Origin of the sequence: Cellulosimicrobium cellulans (genome assembly GCF_042723955.1) — a bacterium.
GTDB lineage: Bacteria > Actinomycetota > Actinomycetes > Actinomycetales > Cellulomonadaceae > Cellulosimicrobium > Cellulosimicrobium cellulans_H.
The window spans coordinates 1-16,204 of sequence record NZ_JBHXIC010000091.1 but is presented as its reverse complement, the minus strand read 5'-3'; the positions used below and the strand labels follow the sequence as shown (position 1 = coordinate 16,204).

Sequence of the window (16,204 nt, the reverse complement as noted above, 5' to 3'; positions counted from 1 at the left end):
CGCCACCGGCGCCGCGCCCCACCCCCCGGCTCGCGGTCGAGCACGACTTGGGGGTGGTTGCCGGGCGGAGAACGACCCCCATGTCGTGCTCGGCGCGGAGAATGGGCGGGTGACGTTCGACGACCCCGAGTACCCGCTCGCCGCACGCACCGCGCCGACGCTCGCGGCGCTCGACGCACACCTCGTCGAGTGCCGCGCGTGCCCGCGGCTCGTCGCGTGGCGCGAGCACGTCGCCGAGGTCAAGCGCGCGTCGTTCAGCGACGACGACTACTGGGCCCGCCCCGTGCCCGGCTTCGGGGACGAGCGGGCGGGGATCCTCGTCGTCGGGCTCGCGCCCGCGGCGCACGGGGCCAACCGCACCGGGCGCATGTTCACGGGCGACCGCAGCGGCGACTTCCTCTTCGCGTCCATGCACCGCACGGGCCTGGCGAACCAGGCGACGTCCGTGTCCGCCGACGACGGGCTGCGCCTCACCGGGATCCGCGTCACCGCCCCGGTGCGGTGCGCCCCACCCGACAACAAGCCCACGCCCGAGGAGCGCCGACGGTGCGGTCCGTACCTCGCGCGCGAGGTGGAGCTGCTCGGGGAGACCGTGCGCGTCGCCGTCGTGCTCGGCGGCTTCGGGTGGCAGGCGCTGCTGTCCACGCTCGCCGAGCAGGGGTGGGACGTGCCGCGCCCCCGCCCACGGTTCGCGCACGGCGCGGAGGTGACGCTGCGCCGTCGGGCACCCGCCGCCGGGGCGGACGTCGTGGCGGCTCGCCCCGAGGGCGGGGTGCCCGACGGCGGGCAACCACCCCCCGCGCCGACCCTCACCCTCCTGGGGTGCTTCCACGTGAGCCAGCAGAACACCTTCACCGGGCGGCTCACGCCCGAGATGCTCGACGACGTGCTGCTCCGCGCGCGTGACCTCGCCGGCCTCGGTGACCCAGGTTGAGCCGGCCGCGCCCTGGGATGCACGCGAACGAGGGACCCGCGCGGGGAGGCGGCTCACCGTCCGGCGCGCGTCGAGCGGCGACGAGCCGACCGCCCGACGCCCTCGCGGGCCGGCTAGCGCGTCGCGGTCGTCGGGGACTGACGCCGCGGGGCGTCCGCCCAGCGGAGGCGCTCGGCGACGCGCGGCAGGGTGCGGCCGACGAGCCGGAGCTGCTCGCGGCGCGCGATGACCTCCATGCGCCGCAGCTCGCGCTCGAGCGGGGACGATGCTGCTGACATTGCTGCTCTCCTTCGACGGCGCCGGGACGCCCCGGCCGGACCGGGTTCCTACCCGGCGATGACGCTCGGCGACCGCGAACCTCGGTCGCCGCTCCTGCCCCCGTACGAGAGAGACCGAGGAGGCGCCGTCTTGTGACATCGTGACCCGGTCGGGACCGCGGGCGACGATCGCACGACCGGTCCCTCGCCTCCTGTGGGCGCCGACGACGGGAGGATCCATGGCCGACGGCGGTCAGACCCGGCCCCGGGCACGGACGGCGGTGCTGGTCGCCGTCGTCGGGATCGCGCTCCTCGGCTGGGCCGCGTCGTTCCCCGTCGTGTGCCCGCTCGCGGGCGGCGTCCCGTGCGGCACGTCAGCGGACCGCTGGCGCACCGCGGCCGTGTGCGCCGCGGCGGTCGTCGGCGCGCTCGCGCTGTATCTGGTCGCGCGTCCGCGCGTGCGACCGGGACCGCCGAGCGTGACGCTCCTCGCCGCGTTCGTCGCGGTCGTGCTCGTCGCGGGGTGTGGTCACGGCCGGCTCGACGGGGTTTCTCCCGCCGACCTTCTGAGGGGGCGTCCGGGTCAGCCGGCAGGAAGAGCCGCCTCCTCGTACTGCTCGACGAACTCGCCCGTCGGCGGGATGGGCGTGATGACGTCGATCAGGACGCCGTTCGGGTCGGCGGTGATGAAGTGCCGCTGGCCGAACGCCTCGTCGCGCAGCGAGCGCAGGATCGGCAGACCCGCCGCGACGAAGCGGTCGTGGACGGCGTCGACGTCCTCGACCTCGAGGTTGAGCAGCAGCCCGCTCGCCCTCCCCCGCCCGCTCTCCGGGATCGTCTCGTGGTCGCCGTCCAGCACGGCGAGGTTCACGGCCTCGTCGTGCACGGACTGGAGGTGCACGTACCAGTCGCTCGTGAAGAGCGGCCGGAGGTCGAGGTGCTCGACGTAGAACGCCGCGGTCGCTGCGACGTCGCCGGTCATGATCACCGGGTACCAGCTCGTGATGCGCACGGTCCTTCTCCTTCGCGGCTCATAAAACAAACAGTCTGTCTGTATCTAAGAATGACCTACAGTCTGTCGGTATGCAAGAGACCCGTCGCACCAACGCCGAGCGCACCCTCGCCACCCGGACCGCACTCGTCGCCGCGGCGCGCGAGCTGTTCGTCGACCCCGGGTACGCGGAAGCGTCGACACCGCAGATCGCCGCGGCCGCGCACGTCACGCGCGGCGCGCTCTACCACCACTACGCGGACAAGCGGGACCTGTTCCGGGCGGTCGTCGAGGCCGAGGCGGAGGCGGTCGCGCGCGAGATCGAGGAGCGGACCGCCCCTCTCGGCAGCGTCCACGGAGCCGCAGCCGCGAGCGCCGCCCGGACGGCACACGGTGCCAGCGACGCACCCCCCGCTCCCCGCTCGCGTCACGCGCCCGACCTACCCGACGCACCCGACGCACCCGACGCACCCGACGCACCCGACGCACCCGACGCACCCGACGCCCGCGGGATGCTCATCGAGGGCGCGCGGGCCTACCTCGACGCGATGGCGGCCCCGGGCCGGACGCGCCTGCTGCTCGTCGACGCCCCGGCCGTGCTCGGCGCCGTCGAGGCCGACGCCCTCGACGCGCGCCATGCCCGTCGCACGCTGCGCGCCGGCCTCGCCGCGGCGATCGACACGACGCCCGACGACGCCGCACCCGGGGAGACCGCACCTGACGACGGCGCACCCGACGCCGCCCCCGACGACGAGGCCGGCACCGGCCGCTCACGCGACGGCGGCTCGCCCCTCGCGGGGAGGGGCCGGCCGACGACGCCACGCGTCGGGGACGACGTCGCGCACGACGACCGCCTCGACGCGCTGACGCTCCTGCTCTCCGCAGCCTTCGACCGCGCGGCGCTCGCGCTCGACGGCGGCGCGCCGCCACGCCCCGTGCGCGCGGCGGTCACCGAGCTCGTGGACCGGGTGTGCGCGCCGCGATCCACTCGATGACGCCCGCCCGCGTGCGCTCGTGCCGCTCGACGACGAGCCCGGCGTCGAGCACCCAGCGCAGCGGGCGGCGGCGGAAGTGCTCCCCGGCGAGCGGGACGCTCACGACGTCGGCCATCGCCTGGAGCGCACGGAACGGCCACGACGTCGACGGGACGTGGTCGGCGAGGACGAGCAGGCCTCCGGGCCGCAGCACGCGGACCATCTCCGCGAGCGCGGCACGGTGGTCGGGGATCGCGCACAGCGAGAAGGTGCAGACCACCGTGTCGTAGGCGTCGTCGGGGAGGTCGAGCCGCTGCGCGTCACCGAGCCGGAGGTCGACGTCGATCCCCCGCTCCGCCGCCCGCCGTCGCGCGACCGCGAGCATCCCCGGGCTCCACTCGACGCCCGTCAGACGGCCGTCCAGCACCCGCGCCGGGTAGTGCGCCAGGTTGAGGCCCGTGCCGATCGCGACCTCCAGAGTCTCACCCGTCGCGAGCCCGCACGTGCGGGGGCGGACGTCCGGGAAGAAGCGCCGCTCGGCCACGGCCATGCCGCGGTCGTAGGCGCCCGCCTCCCGGTCCCAGCGCCGCCGCAGCCGGGCGTCGCGGGGGCTCGCCGTGCCGCCCAGCCCGGTCGGTCCCGTCATCCGCACCACCCCTCGCCGCCGGTGGACGGCCCGCTGCACCCGGTCGCCTCGACCGGTCGTCGGCGCGTCCGGCCGGTGTCTCCCGGCCGACGTCCGTGGCGAGCACCGCCGTCCTCACGCTCGCACGGTGAGCGTGCTCCCGCCTCCGGGCACGCGCCGCACCTCGATGCGTTCCGCGATGGACTGCTTGAGCGCCTCCACGTGCGACACGACGCCGACGACGCGCCCACCCGCCCGGAGCCGACCGAGAGCCGCGAGCACGGCCTCGAGCGTCTCCGGGTCCAGGCTGCCGAAGCCCTCGTCGACGAAGAGCGTCCCCAACTCGACCCCGCCCGCCTCCGCGGTGACGACGTCCGCGAGCCCGAGGGCCAGGCACAGGGACACGTAGAACGTCTCGCCGCCGGACAGGGTGCGCGGGTCACGCTCGCGCTCGGTGACGTGGTCGAGGACCTTCATCGCGAGGCCGCGCTTGTGCGCGCGCACGTCCTCGCGCGTCGCGCTGCGCACGAGCTCGTACCGGCCCGACGACATCTCCGCGAGGCGCTCGTTCGCCGCGGCGACGACGTCCTCGAACCGCTGGACGAGGACGAACGTCGCGAGCGTGAGCGCGTGCGCGTTGTCGCCGGAGCCGGACGCCAGCGCGGCCATGCGCGCGACCGGCTCGGCCGCGTCGCGGGCCCGGGCCCAGTCGTCCGCCGCCGCCCCGATCCCCTCCGCGGCGGCGCACGCGGACTGCGCCTGGCGGGCTACGAGCTCGTGCCGGCGGGCTGCGGCCCGGGCCGTCGCCTCGGCCTCCGCGACCGCGGCCCGCGCCGCGGGGACGTCGGGCCGCGCATCCTCGGAAAGGTTCGCGAGGGCGGGGTCGGCGAGCCCGGCGGTGGTGGCGGCACGCGCCGCCTCGTGCTCGGTGATGCGACGCGCGAGCGCCCGACGGTCCGGCTCGTCGAGGACGGCGGCGAGGGCGTCGGCAGCGTCCACGAAGCCCGACCGGTCGACGAGCGCGGCGAGATAGGGCGCGTGCGGGGGCGAGGCGCCGGGGAGCCGGGGGGGGTGGCGCGGGGCGGGCGGGCGGGGCGGGGGGGCGGGGGGGGGGGGGGGCGGCCCCGCCCCCGCCCCCCGGCGGGGCGCCCGCGCCCGCGGGCCCGCCCCCCCCCGCCCCCCCCGGCGCTCCCCGCGGTGGCGACCGCGGCGCCCGCGTCGGCGAGCGCGTCGATCGTGCGGAGCCGGTCGTCGAGCGCCGCGGCGAGGACGGCGACCGGATTCCGGGTCCCGCCCTCGTCGGCGAGGGCGTCGGGCAGGTCGGCCAGCTCCACCAGCGGTCCGGCCGCGGCGACCTCCGCGCGGATCTCGGCCCGGTCGACGTCGAGCGTCGTCGCGAGCTCCTCGACGCGGGCCGTCGTGCCGGCGACCACCTCCGCCAGCGCGGCGGCCCGCTCCTGGAGGGCGAGCGTGGCGGCGTCGAGGGCGTCGAGCTCCCGCTCGGCGTCCGCACGCTCGTGCGCCGCCGCCCGCGCGCCCGTGACGAGCGCGTCGACCTCCGCGACCCGCTCGGCCGCATCGTGCGGCGTCAGGCCCTCGGCGTCCCGACGGCGCGCGGCCAGCCGCTCCGCGAGGACCTCGACCCGCGCGGAGGCGTCGTGCAGCGCCCGCTCCGCCTCGGCCCGGCCGTGCTCGGCCTCCTCGACGTCCTGCGCCGTGGGGTGGTCGTCCGCGAGCGGCGCCGGGGCCGGGTGATCCGTGCCGCCGCACACCGGGCACGGGGACCCCTCGACGAGACCGGCGGCGAGCTCGCCCGCGAGGCCGGCGATGCGGGCCGCCCGGACCCGCGCCTCCTGCTCGACCGCGGCGCGCGCGGCCGTCGCGGCCGCGGCGCGCGCCGCACGGGCCGCCTCCTCCTCCACGGCGAGCGTCGCGGCCTGCCGCGCCGCCTCCTCGACCGCACGCGCACGCAGCGCCCGCTCCTGGCGGGCCCCGAGCGTCGCGGCCGTCTCCCCGAGCGACGCCAGCCGCAGGCGCAGCTCCTCACGGCGCGCCGGGCGCGCGGCGAGCTCGTCGAGAGCGCGCGCCCGCTCCTCGGCCGCCCGCTCGACGTCCTTGCGGCCGTCGGCGACCGCACGGTCGCGGTCCGGGAGCGAGGCACCGACGGCGAGCAGGCGGGTCACGCGCACGCCGGCCGTCGCGACGTCGGCGCGCAGCGCCTCGAGCGTGGTCGGGTCGGCGTCGGCGAGGGGCGCGGGCGCTCCCGTCCGGGCGAGCGCGAGCCGGTCCTGCGCGGCGGCGAGGAGCTGCTCCGCGCGGACGAGACCCTGCGCCGCGGGGGCGACGACGGCGGCCCGGGTCGCGGCGTCGACGCGACGGCGGGCGTCGACGACCCGGGGCTCCTCCTCCGCGAGGCGGGCCTCCTCGGCGCGCAGTCGTGCCCGGCGGTCCACGGCGTCCGCGACCGCCCGCTCGGCGTCGAGGCGGTCGCGCGCCGCGACGAGGGCCGCGTTGGCCGCGACCTCGCGCTCGGCCAGCACCTCCGCCTCGGCCTCCAGCCCCGCGACGCGCGCGAGGGCGAGCGCGTGCACGCCCGCGACCGGGGCGGCTGCCTCCTCGATCGCCGCCGCGGACGCGGCGGGCTCCAACCCCGTGGCCCGTCCGTCGTCGAGCCCTGTCGGGGACGCCTGCGCGGTGTCCGCGGTGTCGAGGCCCGTCGGCCTCGCCGCCTCCGCCGCGCCCCGAGCGACGTCCGCCTCGGCCCGGGCGACGTCGGCCTCGTCGGCCCGCCGCAGCCGCGCGTCGTCCTGCGCGGCCGCGCGCAGTCGCCGGGCGTCGTCGGGCACGAGCCCCGCTGCCCCGGTGAACCGCTCGACCGCGCCGCGCACGCCCTGCCGCGCGCCGTCCGACCGTGCCCGCGCCGCGCGCGCGAGCTCGGCGAGCCGCACGGCCGCGCGGTGGTAGAGCTCGGTGCCGAAGACCTTCTGGAGCAGCAGGGCCCGGTCCTCGGGCTTCGCGCGCAGGAACGTCGCGAACTCGCCCTGCGGCAGCACGACGGTCTGCACGAGCTGACGACGGTCGAGCCCGACGATCCTGCGGATCTCCTCCCCGGCCTCGTCGAGCCGCGCCGAGAGCAGCTCGCCGGGCGGGCCGTCGAACCCCGCGAGGGCCTCCGCGGACGGCACGTCCGCCAGGCGCCAGAGCCGGACCGAGGCCTGCTGGGTCGTCGTGCCGGTGCCGCGCTTCTTGGGCCGGCGGTACTCGGGCGTCCGGCGCACGCGGTACACGCCCGACGGGACCTCCAGCACGAGGTCCACGAACGACTCGACCTCGGGGGCCGCGAACGCCGAGCGGAGGCGGTCGTCGCTCGCGGCCTCGGAGGCGACCTTGCCGTACAGCGCGAAGACGATCGCGTCGATGACCGTCGACTTGCCCGCGCCCGTGGGCCCGTCGAGCAGGAAGATCCCGGACGCACCGAGGGACGCGAGGTCGACACGATGGAGGCCCGCGAACGGTCCGATCGCCTGGAAGGTCAGCGAGTGCAGGTGCATCAGGCGCTCCGCTCCTCCGCCAGCGCGAGCTCGAACGCCTCGCGCAGCACGGCGACCTCCGCGTCGCTCGGCGCGTGGCCCGCCACGTGCTCGACGAAGTCCCGCGCGACGTCGAGCGGGTCACGCCCCGGCCCGACGGCGGTCACGACCTCCCGCTCGGCGACGCGCGGCGGGCGGTGGGTCACCTGGAGCGCGTGCGGGAAGCGGGCCCGGACGCGCGCGTAGAGCTCCGTGGGTCGCACGGCGTCCGTCACGACCACCCGCAGCCAGTCGTCGACGTGCGGCTCCCCGGCCGTCCCGAGCAGGTCGTCGAGCGTCCCCGTGACCTCCGCGAGGCGGCGCGGCACCGGCGCGGGGACGAGCTCGACGACCGCGTCCGGATCTCGGCCGGCGCCCAGCCGGTCCAGGTCGACGAGCGCCGTGGACTTGCGCTGGTGCAGCTCCGAGAAGGAGAACGCGAGCGGCGATCCCGAGTAGCGCGCGACGGTCGCCGACCCGCTGCCGTGACCTGGGGTTTCACGTGAAACGTCGGGCACGGTGACGCGCTGCGGCCCGTGCAGGTGCCCGAGCGCGACGTAGTCGATCCCCCAGCCCCCGAACGTGGCGGCGGGCACGGCGTCGACCCCACCCACGCGGATGTCCCGCTCCGACTCCGACGCGAGCCCGCCGACCACGAACGCGTGGCCGACGACGACGGCCCGTGCGGCCGGGTCCTGCGCGCGGCGACGCGCGAGGTCGGCCCCGACGCGCCGCATCGCGGCGCCCATGACCGCCTCGTGCGACCGGGCGAGCGGCGCCCGCGCACCGCCGGCCCGTGCGCCCGCGGACCCGGCGTCGTCGGCCAGCGCGTGGCGCGCCGTGTCCGGGTCCAGGTACGGGAGGGCGTAGACGAGCAGCGGAGCGTCGCCCGTGCCGCCCCCACGGCGCGGCGCGAGGACGACGGGCGCCCCGACGTCGGACAGCCGTGCGCGCAGGTGCACGCCCGGACGCATGACGCGGTCCCCGAACCCGAGCCGGACCGCGGAGTCGTGGTTGCCCGGCGTGACGACGACGTGCGCGTGCTCCGCGAGCCGCGTGACCGCGTCCGAGAGGAGCGACACCGCGTCGACCGGCGGGATGGCGCGGTCGTACACGTCGCCCGCGACGACGACGGCGTCGACGTCCTCCGTGCGGGTCAGCTCGACGAGGTGGTCGAGGTGCGCGGCCTGGTGCTCCAGCAGGTCGACCCCGTGCAGCGTCCGCCCGAGGTGCCAGTCGGACGTGTGCAGGATGCGCATGACCGCACCGTACCGGCCGGGTCCCACAGCATCCGGGACCCGGGCGGTCGGGCGCGGGCCGGCGTCAGACCGCGCCGACGACCTCGATGGGGCCCGTCGTCGCGCCGCTGCGCTCGACCGGGATGCGGCCGCCCATGCCGATCATCTCGAGCAGCTCGACGATGCTCGTCGACGGGTCACGGAGCACCACGTCGCGGCCGTCCTCCTCGCCGAGCATGTAGAGCTGGATGATGAACGCGATGCCCGACGAGTCGATGAAGGTCACGTCGGCGACGTCGACGACCACGCGCCCGCGCGTGTCCAGCACGTAGGACATCGCCTCGCTCGCGCGGTCGCGCAGCGCCGCGTCGATCTCTCCCCACATCGTCACGACCACGCCGCCGTCCGCCGGGGCGTAGACGATCCCGCTCGTCCGGTCGATCGCGCTGCCTGTGTCCACGGTTCCCGCTCACCGTCTCTCTCGAGTCGTCCTGCGTGCTGTCGGCCGCCCCTCCGGACAACGTCCGGCGGTGACGGCCTGTTCCCCGCGCGCCCCCGCGAGGCTCCGTACGGTCGCGCGCGCCGCCGTCGCGAGACGGGCCGCACCGGGCGACCGTGACCGGAGCAGAACGAGTCTGCACCCGACGCGCGGTGCACACCAGCCCCCGAGCGGGTGGTCCTCGACCTTTCTCCGAACCCACACAACCGCCGCGCCGGGACGGGCGGCGCTCCCTACAGCGGCTCCGTGACGTCCGCGACCTGCGCGCCCAGCGCGCCGACGAGCGCCCGCCCGTCCACCGTCGCCGCGACGCCGTGGGCGCCGCCGCCGATCGAGACGAGGCGCGCCGCGGCGTCGGGCTCCGCGCCCCGCTCGTCCGTGTCCCCCGCGACGTCGACCTCGTCGCTGGCCCCCGGCCCCGCCACGACCCGGACGTCCGCGACGACCGGCCAGGCGTGCGTCGAGCCGAACGGCGTGATCGTGCCGCGCTCGTAGCCCGTGACGTCGCGCGCGACCTCCTTGTCCGGCATCGACAGGCGCGAGACGCCGAGGAGGGAGCGCAGCTTGGGCCAGGAGATCTGGCGGTCGCCCGGGACGAGCACGAACAGGTAGTCGTCCTCCGCACGCCGCACGACGATCGTCTTGAGGACGCGCGACGGGTCCACACCACGGGCCGCGGCGGCCTCCTCGAGCGACCCCACCCGCCCGTGCCGCGTGACGGTGTAGTCGATGCCCGACGCCTCCAGCGCCGCGAGGGCGCGCTCGCTGCTCATGGCACCGACCCTAGCCGCCACGTCGGACGCCCACCCCGGCGAGCGACCCCGGGGACGGCCTGGTGTCAGACGTCGTCGAACTCCGTGACGACCGTGCGCCAGTACTCGGCGCCGTCGCGCGTGCGGTGCACCAGGCCGGCGTCGACCATCGCGCGGCGCAGCGACACCGGGTCCGCCGCGCGGGCGGCGAGCCGCTTGGTCAGGGTGAGCTCGGTGACGGGCTCCTCCAGGGGCAGCACCTGCGCCGCGAGAAACCGCACCACGAGCTCGCGGTCGCGCAGGCGCCTGGGCGAGCGCAGCAGGCGTCCGTCGACGAGGAACCGCTCGGGCCCGGTCTGCCGGGGCGTGGGCGCCGTCGCGAGGAGTGCCGCGAACCGCTCGGGCGCGGCGCGCAGGAACCCGCCGTCGTCGCGCACGACGACCCCTGCGGCGAGGAGCGGCGCGAGCCGCCGTCGCTCGTCGGTCGAGAGCACCGCCTCGGCGGGGCCCTCCGTCACGACGCGCGCGAGCACCTCCAGCCGACCCGCGTCCGCGAGCGACGCGACGACCTGCTTCCACGCGTTGTCCGGCGCCACGGCACCGGTCTGCTCGACGTCCACCCACCGACCCTAAGCACCCTCCGGCGCCCCGGGCCAGCGAGTTGTCCGCGCCCCACGGGTCCCGAGACGCCTAGGGTGCTGACAGGTGCGGGACTCACGCCAGGTGCACGACGTCGCCCGTCCAGCGCTGCCGCAGCCACCGGTCGTGCGACGCGACGACGACGGCGCCGGGCCACTCGTCGACGGCCTCCATGAGCTCCCCGGCGAGCGTCAGCGACACGTGGTTCGTCGGCTCGTCGAGGAGCAGCACGTCCGGGGCCTGCGTCACGAGCATCGCGAGCACGACGCGCCGCCGCTGGCCGACCGACAGCTCCGCGAGCGGGCGCCCGAGGTCGCGCGGCGCGAGGAGCCCGTGCGCGTCCACGGCGGCCTCGCGCGCGCCCGCACGGTCGGCCGGGTCCCAGCCCTGCGCGAGGGCGAGGAGCTCGCGCGGGGTGCGGTCGTCGTCGTGCAGGTGGACGTCCTGCTCCAGCAGCCCGACGCGCACCCCGCGCGCCCGCCCGACCGTGCCCGCGTCGGGTGCGAGGTCGCCCGCGAGGACGTGCAGGAGCGTCGACTTCCCCGCGCCGTTGGCGCCCGTGACGAGCAGCCGCGTGCCGCGCGCGACCTCGATCGCGGGCACGCCCGACGCCGTCATGTCGAGCCGGTCGGCGCGCTCGCCGGGCGCGTCCGTACCCGCCGGACGGTGCACGACGACGCCCCGCGCCCAGGCGACGACGTCGCCCCCGCCGGGGCTGGCCGTGCCACCGACGCTCGGCGGGGCGAAGCGCAAGGGCGGCGGCGGCTTGCGGACCTGGTCGCGATCGAGGGTGTCGAGGCGCAGCTGGGCGTTGCGCACGCGCCGCGACACCTGGCTCTGGACGCGCTCCCCCTTGAAGTCGTAGAGGATCTTCGCCTGGTTGCCGCGCTCGCGGTTCTTCGAGACGTCGCGCGCGGTGACCGCGACCGACCGGCGCAGCTCGGCGAGCTCCGCCTGCTCGGCCTCGAACCGCTGCTCCCAGCGCGCCCGCTCGACGCGCTTGGCCTCCAGGTAGTCGCTGTACGTGCCCCCGTACAGGGTGGCCGCGCCACCGGGCCGCGACGCGCCGTCCGCGGCGCCCCGCAGCGGCTCGGCCACCGGGTCGAGGTCGAGGATCTCGGTGCACACCTCGTCGAGGAAGACCCGGTCGTGGCTCGCGAGCACGACGGCACCCGGGAGGGCGCGCAGCGCCGCCGCGAGGAACTCGGCCGCGTCGTCGTCGAGGTGGTTCGTCGGCTCGTCGAGCAGCATGGCGCCTGGCTGGCGCACCAGCAGCGCGGCGAGCCCGAGCCGCGTCCGCTGCCCGCCCGAGAGCGAGCCGACCGCGCGGCCGGCGACGCCGTCGACGTCGAGGCCCAGGCCGGCGAGCGTGCGCGCGGCGCGCGCGTCGGCGTCCCACACGTCCGCGAGCTCGGCCCGGTCGAGGGCGCGCGCGTACGCCTCCTCGACCCCCGGGGCGGGGTCGGACCCGTCCGGGCCCGCGAGGGCGAGCGCCGCCTCCTCGAGCTCCCGCTCGATCGCCCGGACGCGGGCCAGCGCGTCGTCGACGACGGCACGCACGGTCGTCGTCGGCGGGTAGGGGAACTCCTGGTGCAGGAACCCGAGGTCGTCGGGCCGGGCTACCGTCCCGTCGTCGGGCGCGAGCGTGCCCGCGAGCACGCGCAGCAGGGTGGACTTGCCGACGCCGTTCTCGCCGACGAGGCCCGTGCGGTGGCCGGGGTCGACGGCGAGGTCGACGCCGCGCAGCACGGGACGGCCCGCGAAGGACACGCGGACGTCGGACGCACGGAGGACTGGGGTGGAACGGGCCATGGGGCGATCACCTACCAAGCTGCCCGGGCGGCACGCGCACGCGCCAGGGACGGCGCGGGGGCCACGACGACGGGCTCGACGGGACGGAGCGGTCGGGGCAGGTGAGGATCACATCGCCGACGAGGTTACGCGGCCACCCGCCGCGGCGCACGCGAATATCCGGAGGTCCGCGGCACGAGCGGGCGCCGCCAGCGCGACCGCACTCCCCCGCGGGGCCCGACGACGTCGCGCGTCAGGGCGCGGTCGTCTCCGTCGCGTCCGCCGTGGGCTCCTCGGTCGGCGCGGACGTCGGCGCGGCGGTCGGTTCCTCCGTCGGCCCGGGCTCGGGGTCGGGGGTCGGCTCCGGGTCGACGGGCGGCTCGGGGTCTACCGGAGGCTCGGGGTCGGCCGGCCCGGTCGAGACGACGATCGTCACCGTGCTCCCTGGCGCGAGCTCCGTGCCCGAGCCCGGGTTCACCGCGATCACGGTTCCCGCCGCGGCGGCGTCCTCCTGCGTCGTCACGCTGACCGTGAACCCGGCCTTCGCGAGAGCGGCCGCGGCCTGGGCCTGCGTCGTGCCGACGAGGCCGGCCGGCACGGCGACCTTCGCAGGCTGCTCGGGCTCCGGCTTCGGAGTGGTGGGCTTGGGCGGCGTGGTGGGCGTGGTCGGCTTCGTGGGCTCGGTCGGCGTGGGCTTGGGCGCCGGGGCCGGCGCACCCGGGGTCGACGGCTTCTGCGGGGTCGTCGGGGTCGAGCTCTCCGACGGCGTGTACCGCGTCGGCATCTTGCCCGCGGCGAAGAACTCGAAGTGCCACGGCTCGGGCTTGGAGCCGTTCGGCCGCGCCCAGGCGGGGTTGTCCCAGCCGTAGTCCGGCGCGTGCATGCGCATCCACACGTACTCGCGCGACGTCCCCGACGGGACGCTGCCGCCGACGTCGATCGCCAGGCCCCAGCCGTGCTGGGACGTCCCCGGAACGGCGGCGAGGTACGGCTTGATGGCCTTCAGCCGCACCTGGTCGTCGTAGGGGCGGTACGCGTCGGTGATCTTGAGCGCGTACCCGAACTCCTTCTGGAACTCGGCGGCGAGCGCCTCGAGCTGCTCCGCCGCGTCGCAGCGCAGCGTCTTGCCCGGCGCGAAGTCGAGCGCGCACAGCGCCTCGGGCGGGATACGCCCGTTCTGGTACTGCGCCGTCGAGCCGGCGTACTTCTCGACCACCTCGGCGAGCCGCTCCGCGAGGGTCGTGCCCGCGAGCGCCGTGGCCCCGGCCGCCGGGACGACGCCGACCGGGGAGTAGTCCGTGCCGAGCAGGTCCGCGAGGTGGGTCGCCGAGACGACGACGTCCTCGAGCGTCACGTCGCCGTGAGCGTGGTCGTCGTCCTCCGCGTGCTCTCCGTCACCGCTGTCACCCGACGGGTCGTCCAGGTCGCCCTGGGTGCCGCCGAGCTCCCCCGGGGCGACGCCGTCGGGAGCGGGCACGGCGTCCTCGGGGAGCGCGCGGTCTCCCGGGGAGCCCCCGGTGCTGCCGGGCGCCGTCGGTCCTGTCGGGGTGTCGCCCGAGGGCGACGGGCTCGGCGACCCGCTGGGGCTCGGCGACCCGCTCGGGCTGGGGGACGCGGTGGGGTCGGGGCTGCTCGTCGGGCTCGGGCTCGGCGCGGTGCGGACCGCGGAGGTGCGCACCGCGTCCGTGACGCCCGCCGCGTCCACGGACGCGGGCTGCTGCACGGGGCCTCCGGGGACCGTCGTCCCGTCCTCGTCCGTACCGGGGACGTCGGTGTCGTCGGAGCCCGCGCCCGGGTCGACCGGCTCCGGGAGCTCGGGGACCTCGGTGTCGTCGAGCGACTCGTCGAGGTCGAGCCCGCCGTCGGGGACCACCTGGACGGGCACCCGGCGGGCGGCGTCCTGCTGGGCGAGGTAGGTGGCGAGGAGCATGCCGAGCTCGGCGCGCGCCTGCTCCACGGGAGCGGTGACCTCGCCGTCGGCGAGGGAGTTCGCCGTCGCGAGGACCTCGATCGCGCCGTCGAGCTGCTGGTCCTCGTCGAGGCCTGCGCCGAGCGTGCTCGACAGCGCCGAGACCTGCGTCGCCGTCGCGGCCTCGGCGGCGAAGAAGGACGCACCGGGGCGGGGCTCGACGCTCCCCGCGAGCGCGGCGGCCAGCGTGATCGCGAGCGCCGAGGAGATGAGCACGTGGGAGACGGCGCGAGCGCGTCGCGCGAAGGCGGGGGACGGCGCGAGGGCGGGCGCGGCAGGCTCGGGCGTCTGGGGCACGTCGTCCGCGCCCTCGTGCTCTGCCGTGGTGCTCACCGCTCACTCCCGTGCTTCGTGCCCTGCCACGGACCTGCGGTCCCGCGCGCCGGTTCAGCGCGTCGTCGCGCCCGACGTCACGGCTGCGCACGCCCACCGGCCGGTGTGCTGCACGCCACAGTGCCCTCGTCCGCCTACCGTACACCGCCTCCACGAGGCTCTCACCCCCGTCTCATGTTCGCGCGCGACAATGCCGTCATGAGTTCATCCACGCGTCACCGCAGGTCAACGTCACGCGCGCTCGCGGTCGGTGCTGTCGTCATCGCGTCCGTCGCCCTGTCCGGGTGCGCGGAGGACGGGTCCGTGAGCGTGCCGGAGTTCACCCTCACCGGGGACCAGGTCCAGCAGTTCCTCGACGACGCGCGGTCCCAGGCCGAGACCATCGGCGAGGACGTCCGGTCCCTCGCCGACGACCTCGGCTCGCTGTCCGGCGACGCCCGCACGCGCGCGGAGGACGCCGTCACGGCGGCACAGGAGGCGGCGGACGAGGCCCGCGCCGCGGCGGACGAGGCGGCCGCGGCCACGGACGACACCCGCGCCGAGGCCGAGCAGCGCCTCGCGGACGCGGAGACCGCGCTCGAGGACGCGTCCGCCGAGCTCGACGCGGTCGCGGACTCCCTGTCCGGCGCCGACGCCGCCGTCCGGGACGCGATCGAGAGCCTGCGCACGCGCGTCGACGAGCTGCGCGCCGAGCTCGACGGCTCCACCGGCTCCTGAGCGACCCGGCCGCAGGGGCCGGCGAACGCTCACCGGTGACCTAGGTCCCCGTGGGCGGCGACCTTTGCCCGACGTCCACCCTTCCTCCACAGGGGTTTGCTTGGTCTCAGGAGCCCGACCGCACCGGCCGGGTCGATGAGAGGGGACAGTGATGAAGGGGACGATCGAGCGGAACGCCAACGCGCCGCTCCCCACGGTCGAAGGCAGCGAGCCGGAGACCCTCAGCCTCGCGGAGCGCGCTCCGCGACACACCCAGGTCGTGCTCGGGGTCCTGCGGATCGTGGTCGGCTTCTACTTCCTCTGGGCATTCCTCGACAAGACGTTCGGGCTCGGGTTCGCCACCCCCGCCGAGCGCTCGTGGATCAACGGGAACAGCCCGACCACCGGCTTCCTGTCGAACCTCGAGGGCACGTTCTCGGGCTTCTTCAGCGGTCTTGCCGGCAACGCGTTCATCGACGTGCTCTTCATGGTCGGCCTGCTCGGCATCGGGCTCGCGCTGATCCTCGGCATCGGGATGCGGGTCGCCTCGGTGAGCGGCACGCTGCTGCTCCTCCTGATGTACCTGGCCGAGCTCCCGCTCGTGACCAACCCGATCATCGACGACCACATCACGATGGCCCTGACGATCATCGCGCTCACCCTCCTCGGAGCGGGCAGCGTGCTCGGTCTCGGCAAGACGTGGAAGAAGATCCCGTTCGTCCAGCGCAACGCCTGGCTGGTCTGACGGTTCCGACAGCCCGCCGTGTGCGGCGGGCCTACGGGGCGACCGATACCGCGCGACGATTCTGAGGCCGTCGCTGCAGGGAGTCGCTCCCGGGGGAAGAGGGACGTGCGGGCGGTGGGGAGACCACCCGCACGTCCCGCCCCACCCCGGCCCGCCCGGGGGGCCTCCCGCGAACGGGAGGGGGCGCCGCCC

Annotated in this window: 15 protein-coding genes; 4 read left to right on the top strand and 11 right to left on the bottom strand. The window is 76.6% G+C overall.

Annotated elements, in window-relative coordinates; all coding sequences use genetic code 11:
- Positions 1-109 precede the first annotated feature (109 nt).
- A complete protein-coding gene (locus ACFWH7_RS18100) occupies positions 110-934 on the top strand; it encodes a uracil-DNA glycosylase (RefSeq protein WP_378218558.1) in 825 nt (274 codons plus the stop codon).
- 113 nt (positions 935-1,047) lie between these two features.
- On the opposite strand, the gene ACFWH7_RS18095 is transcribed toward ACFWH7_RS18100, so the two are convergent.
- Together ACFWH7_RS18095 and ACFWH7_RS18090 are read right to left on the bottom strand one after the other, a co-directional pair.
- Positions 1,048-1,212 carry a hypothetical protein gene (locus ACFWH7_RS18095; protein ID WP_170227168.1) on the bottom strand — a complete coding sequence of 55 codons (165 nt, stop codon included), beginning with the start codon at positions 1,210-1,212 and terminating at the stop codon, positions 1,048-1,050.
- Between the two features lie 562 nt (positions 1,213-1,774).
- Positions 1,775-2,203, bottom strand: a complete 429-nt coding sequence (locus ACFWH7_RS18090) for a VOC family protein (protein WP_378218555.1) — start codon at positions 2,201-2,203, stop codon at positions 1,775-1,777.
- Positions 2,204-2,274: 71 nt separating this feature from the next.
- Here ACFWH7_RS18090 and ACFWH7_RS18085 point away from each other — a divergent pair, with 71 nt between their 5' ends.
- Positions 2,275-3,177, top strand: a complete 903-nt coding sequence (locus tag ACFWH7_RS18085; RefSeq protein WP_378218553.1) for a helix-turn-helix domain-containing protein — start codon at positions 2,275-2,277, stop codon at positions 3,175-3,177.
- Here ACFWH7_RS18085 and ACFWH7_RS18080 read toward each other — a convergent pair.
- From ACFWH7_RS18080 to ACFWH7_RS18040, 9 genes are all read right to left on the bottom strand, one after another.
- A complete protein-coding gene (locus tag ACFWH7_RS18080) occupies positions 3,131-3,802 on the bottom strand; it encodes a class I SAM-dependent methyltransferase (RefSeq protein ID WP_378218550.1) in 672 nt (223 codons plus the stop codon). The genes ACFWH7_RS18085 and ACFWH7_RS18080 overlap by 47 nt on opposite strands.
- A 114-nt stretch (positions 3,803-3,916) precedes the next feature.
- The gene (locus ACFWH7_RS18075; RefSeq protein ID WP_378218548.1) at positions 3,917-4,450 is read right to left on the bottom strand and encodes an SbcC/MukB-like Walker B domain-containing protein; all 534 of its coding nucleotides are present in this window, start codon (positions 4,448-4,450) and stop codon (positions 3,917-3,919) included.
- Positions 4,451-4,548: 98 nt separating this feature from the next.
- Entirely contained in the window at positions 4,549-7,332 is a 2,784-nt protein-coding gene (locus ACFWH7_RS18070) for an AAA family ATPase (RefSeq protein WP_378218546.1), read from the bottom strand.
- Complete coding sequence (locus tag ACFWH7_RS18065; protein ID WP_378218544.1) at positions 7,332-8,609, bottom strand: exonuclease SbcCD subunit D; 1,278 nt, start codon at positions 8,607-8,609, stop codon at positions 7,332-7,334. The genes ACFWH7_RS18070 and ACFWH7_RS18065 overlap by 1 nt, the downstream gene beginning before the upstream one ends.
- 64 nt (positions 8,610-8,673) lie before the next feature.
- Positions 8,674-9,048: an STAS domain-containing protein gene (locus ACFWH7_RS18060; protein ID WP_231581660.1), complete on the bottom strand. Its 375-nt coding sequence runs from the start codon at positions 9,046-9,048 to the stop codon at positions 8,674-8,676.
- A gap of 272 nt (positions 9,049-9,320) precedes the next feature.
- Positions 9,321-9,860, bottom strand: coding sequence for an aminoacyl-tRNA deacylase (locus ACFWH7_RS18055; RefSeq protein ID WP_378218541.1), 540 nt, complete (start codon positions 9,858-9,860; stop codon positions 9,321-9,323).
- A gap of 65 nt (positions 9,861-9,925) precedes the next feature.
- Positions 9,926-10,459, bottom strand: a complete 534-nt coding sequence (locus tag ACFWH7_RS18050) for a DUF2087 domain-containing protein (RefSeq protein ID WP_378218539.1) — start codon at positions 10,457-10,459, stop codon at positions 9,926-9,928.
- A 94-nt stretch (positions 10,460-10,553) separates the two neighbouring features.
- Positions 10,554-12,290, bottom strand: coding sequence for an ABC-F family ATP-binding cassette domain-containing protein (locus ACFWH7_RS18045; protein ID WP_378218537.1), 1,737 nt, complete (start codon positions 12,288-12,290; stop codon positions 10,554-10,556).
- A 232-nt stretch (positions 12,291-12,522) separates the two neighbouring features.
- Positions 12,523-14,571 (bottom strand): M15 family metallopeptidase, encoded by a 2,049-nt coding sequence (locus ACFWH7_RS18040; protein ID WP_378218535.1) that lies wholly within the window; start codon positions 14,569-14,571, stop codon positions 12,523-12,525.
- A 198-nt stretch (positions 14,572-14,769) separates the two neighbouring features.
- Here ACFWH7_RS18040 and ACFWH7_RS18035 point away from each other — a divergent pair, with 198 nt between their 5' ends.
- Together ACFWH7_RS18035 and ACFWH7_RS18030 are read left to right on the top strand one after the other, a co-directional pair.
- Positions 14,770-15,288, top strand: a complete 519-nt coding sequence (locus tag ACFWH7_RS18035; RefSeq protein ID WP_378218534.1) for a hypothetical protein — start codon at positions 14,770-14,772, stop codon at positions 15,286-15,288.
- Positions 15,289-15,439: 151 nt separating this feature from the next.
- Positions 15,440-16,012, top strand: coding sequence for a hypothetical protein (locus tag ACFWH7_RS18030; protein WP_378218532.1), 573 nt, complete (start codon positions 15,440-15,442; stop codon positions 16,010-16,012).
- Positions 16,013-16,204: the final 192 nt, after the last annotated feature.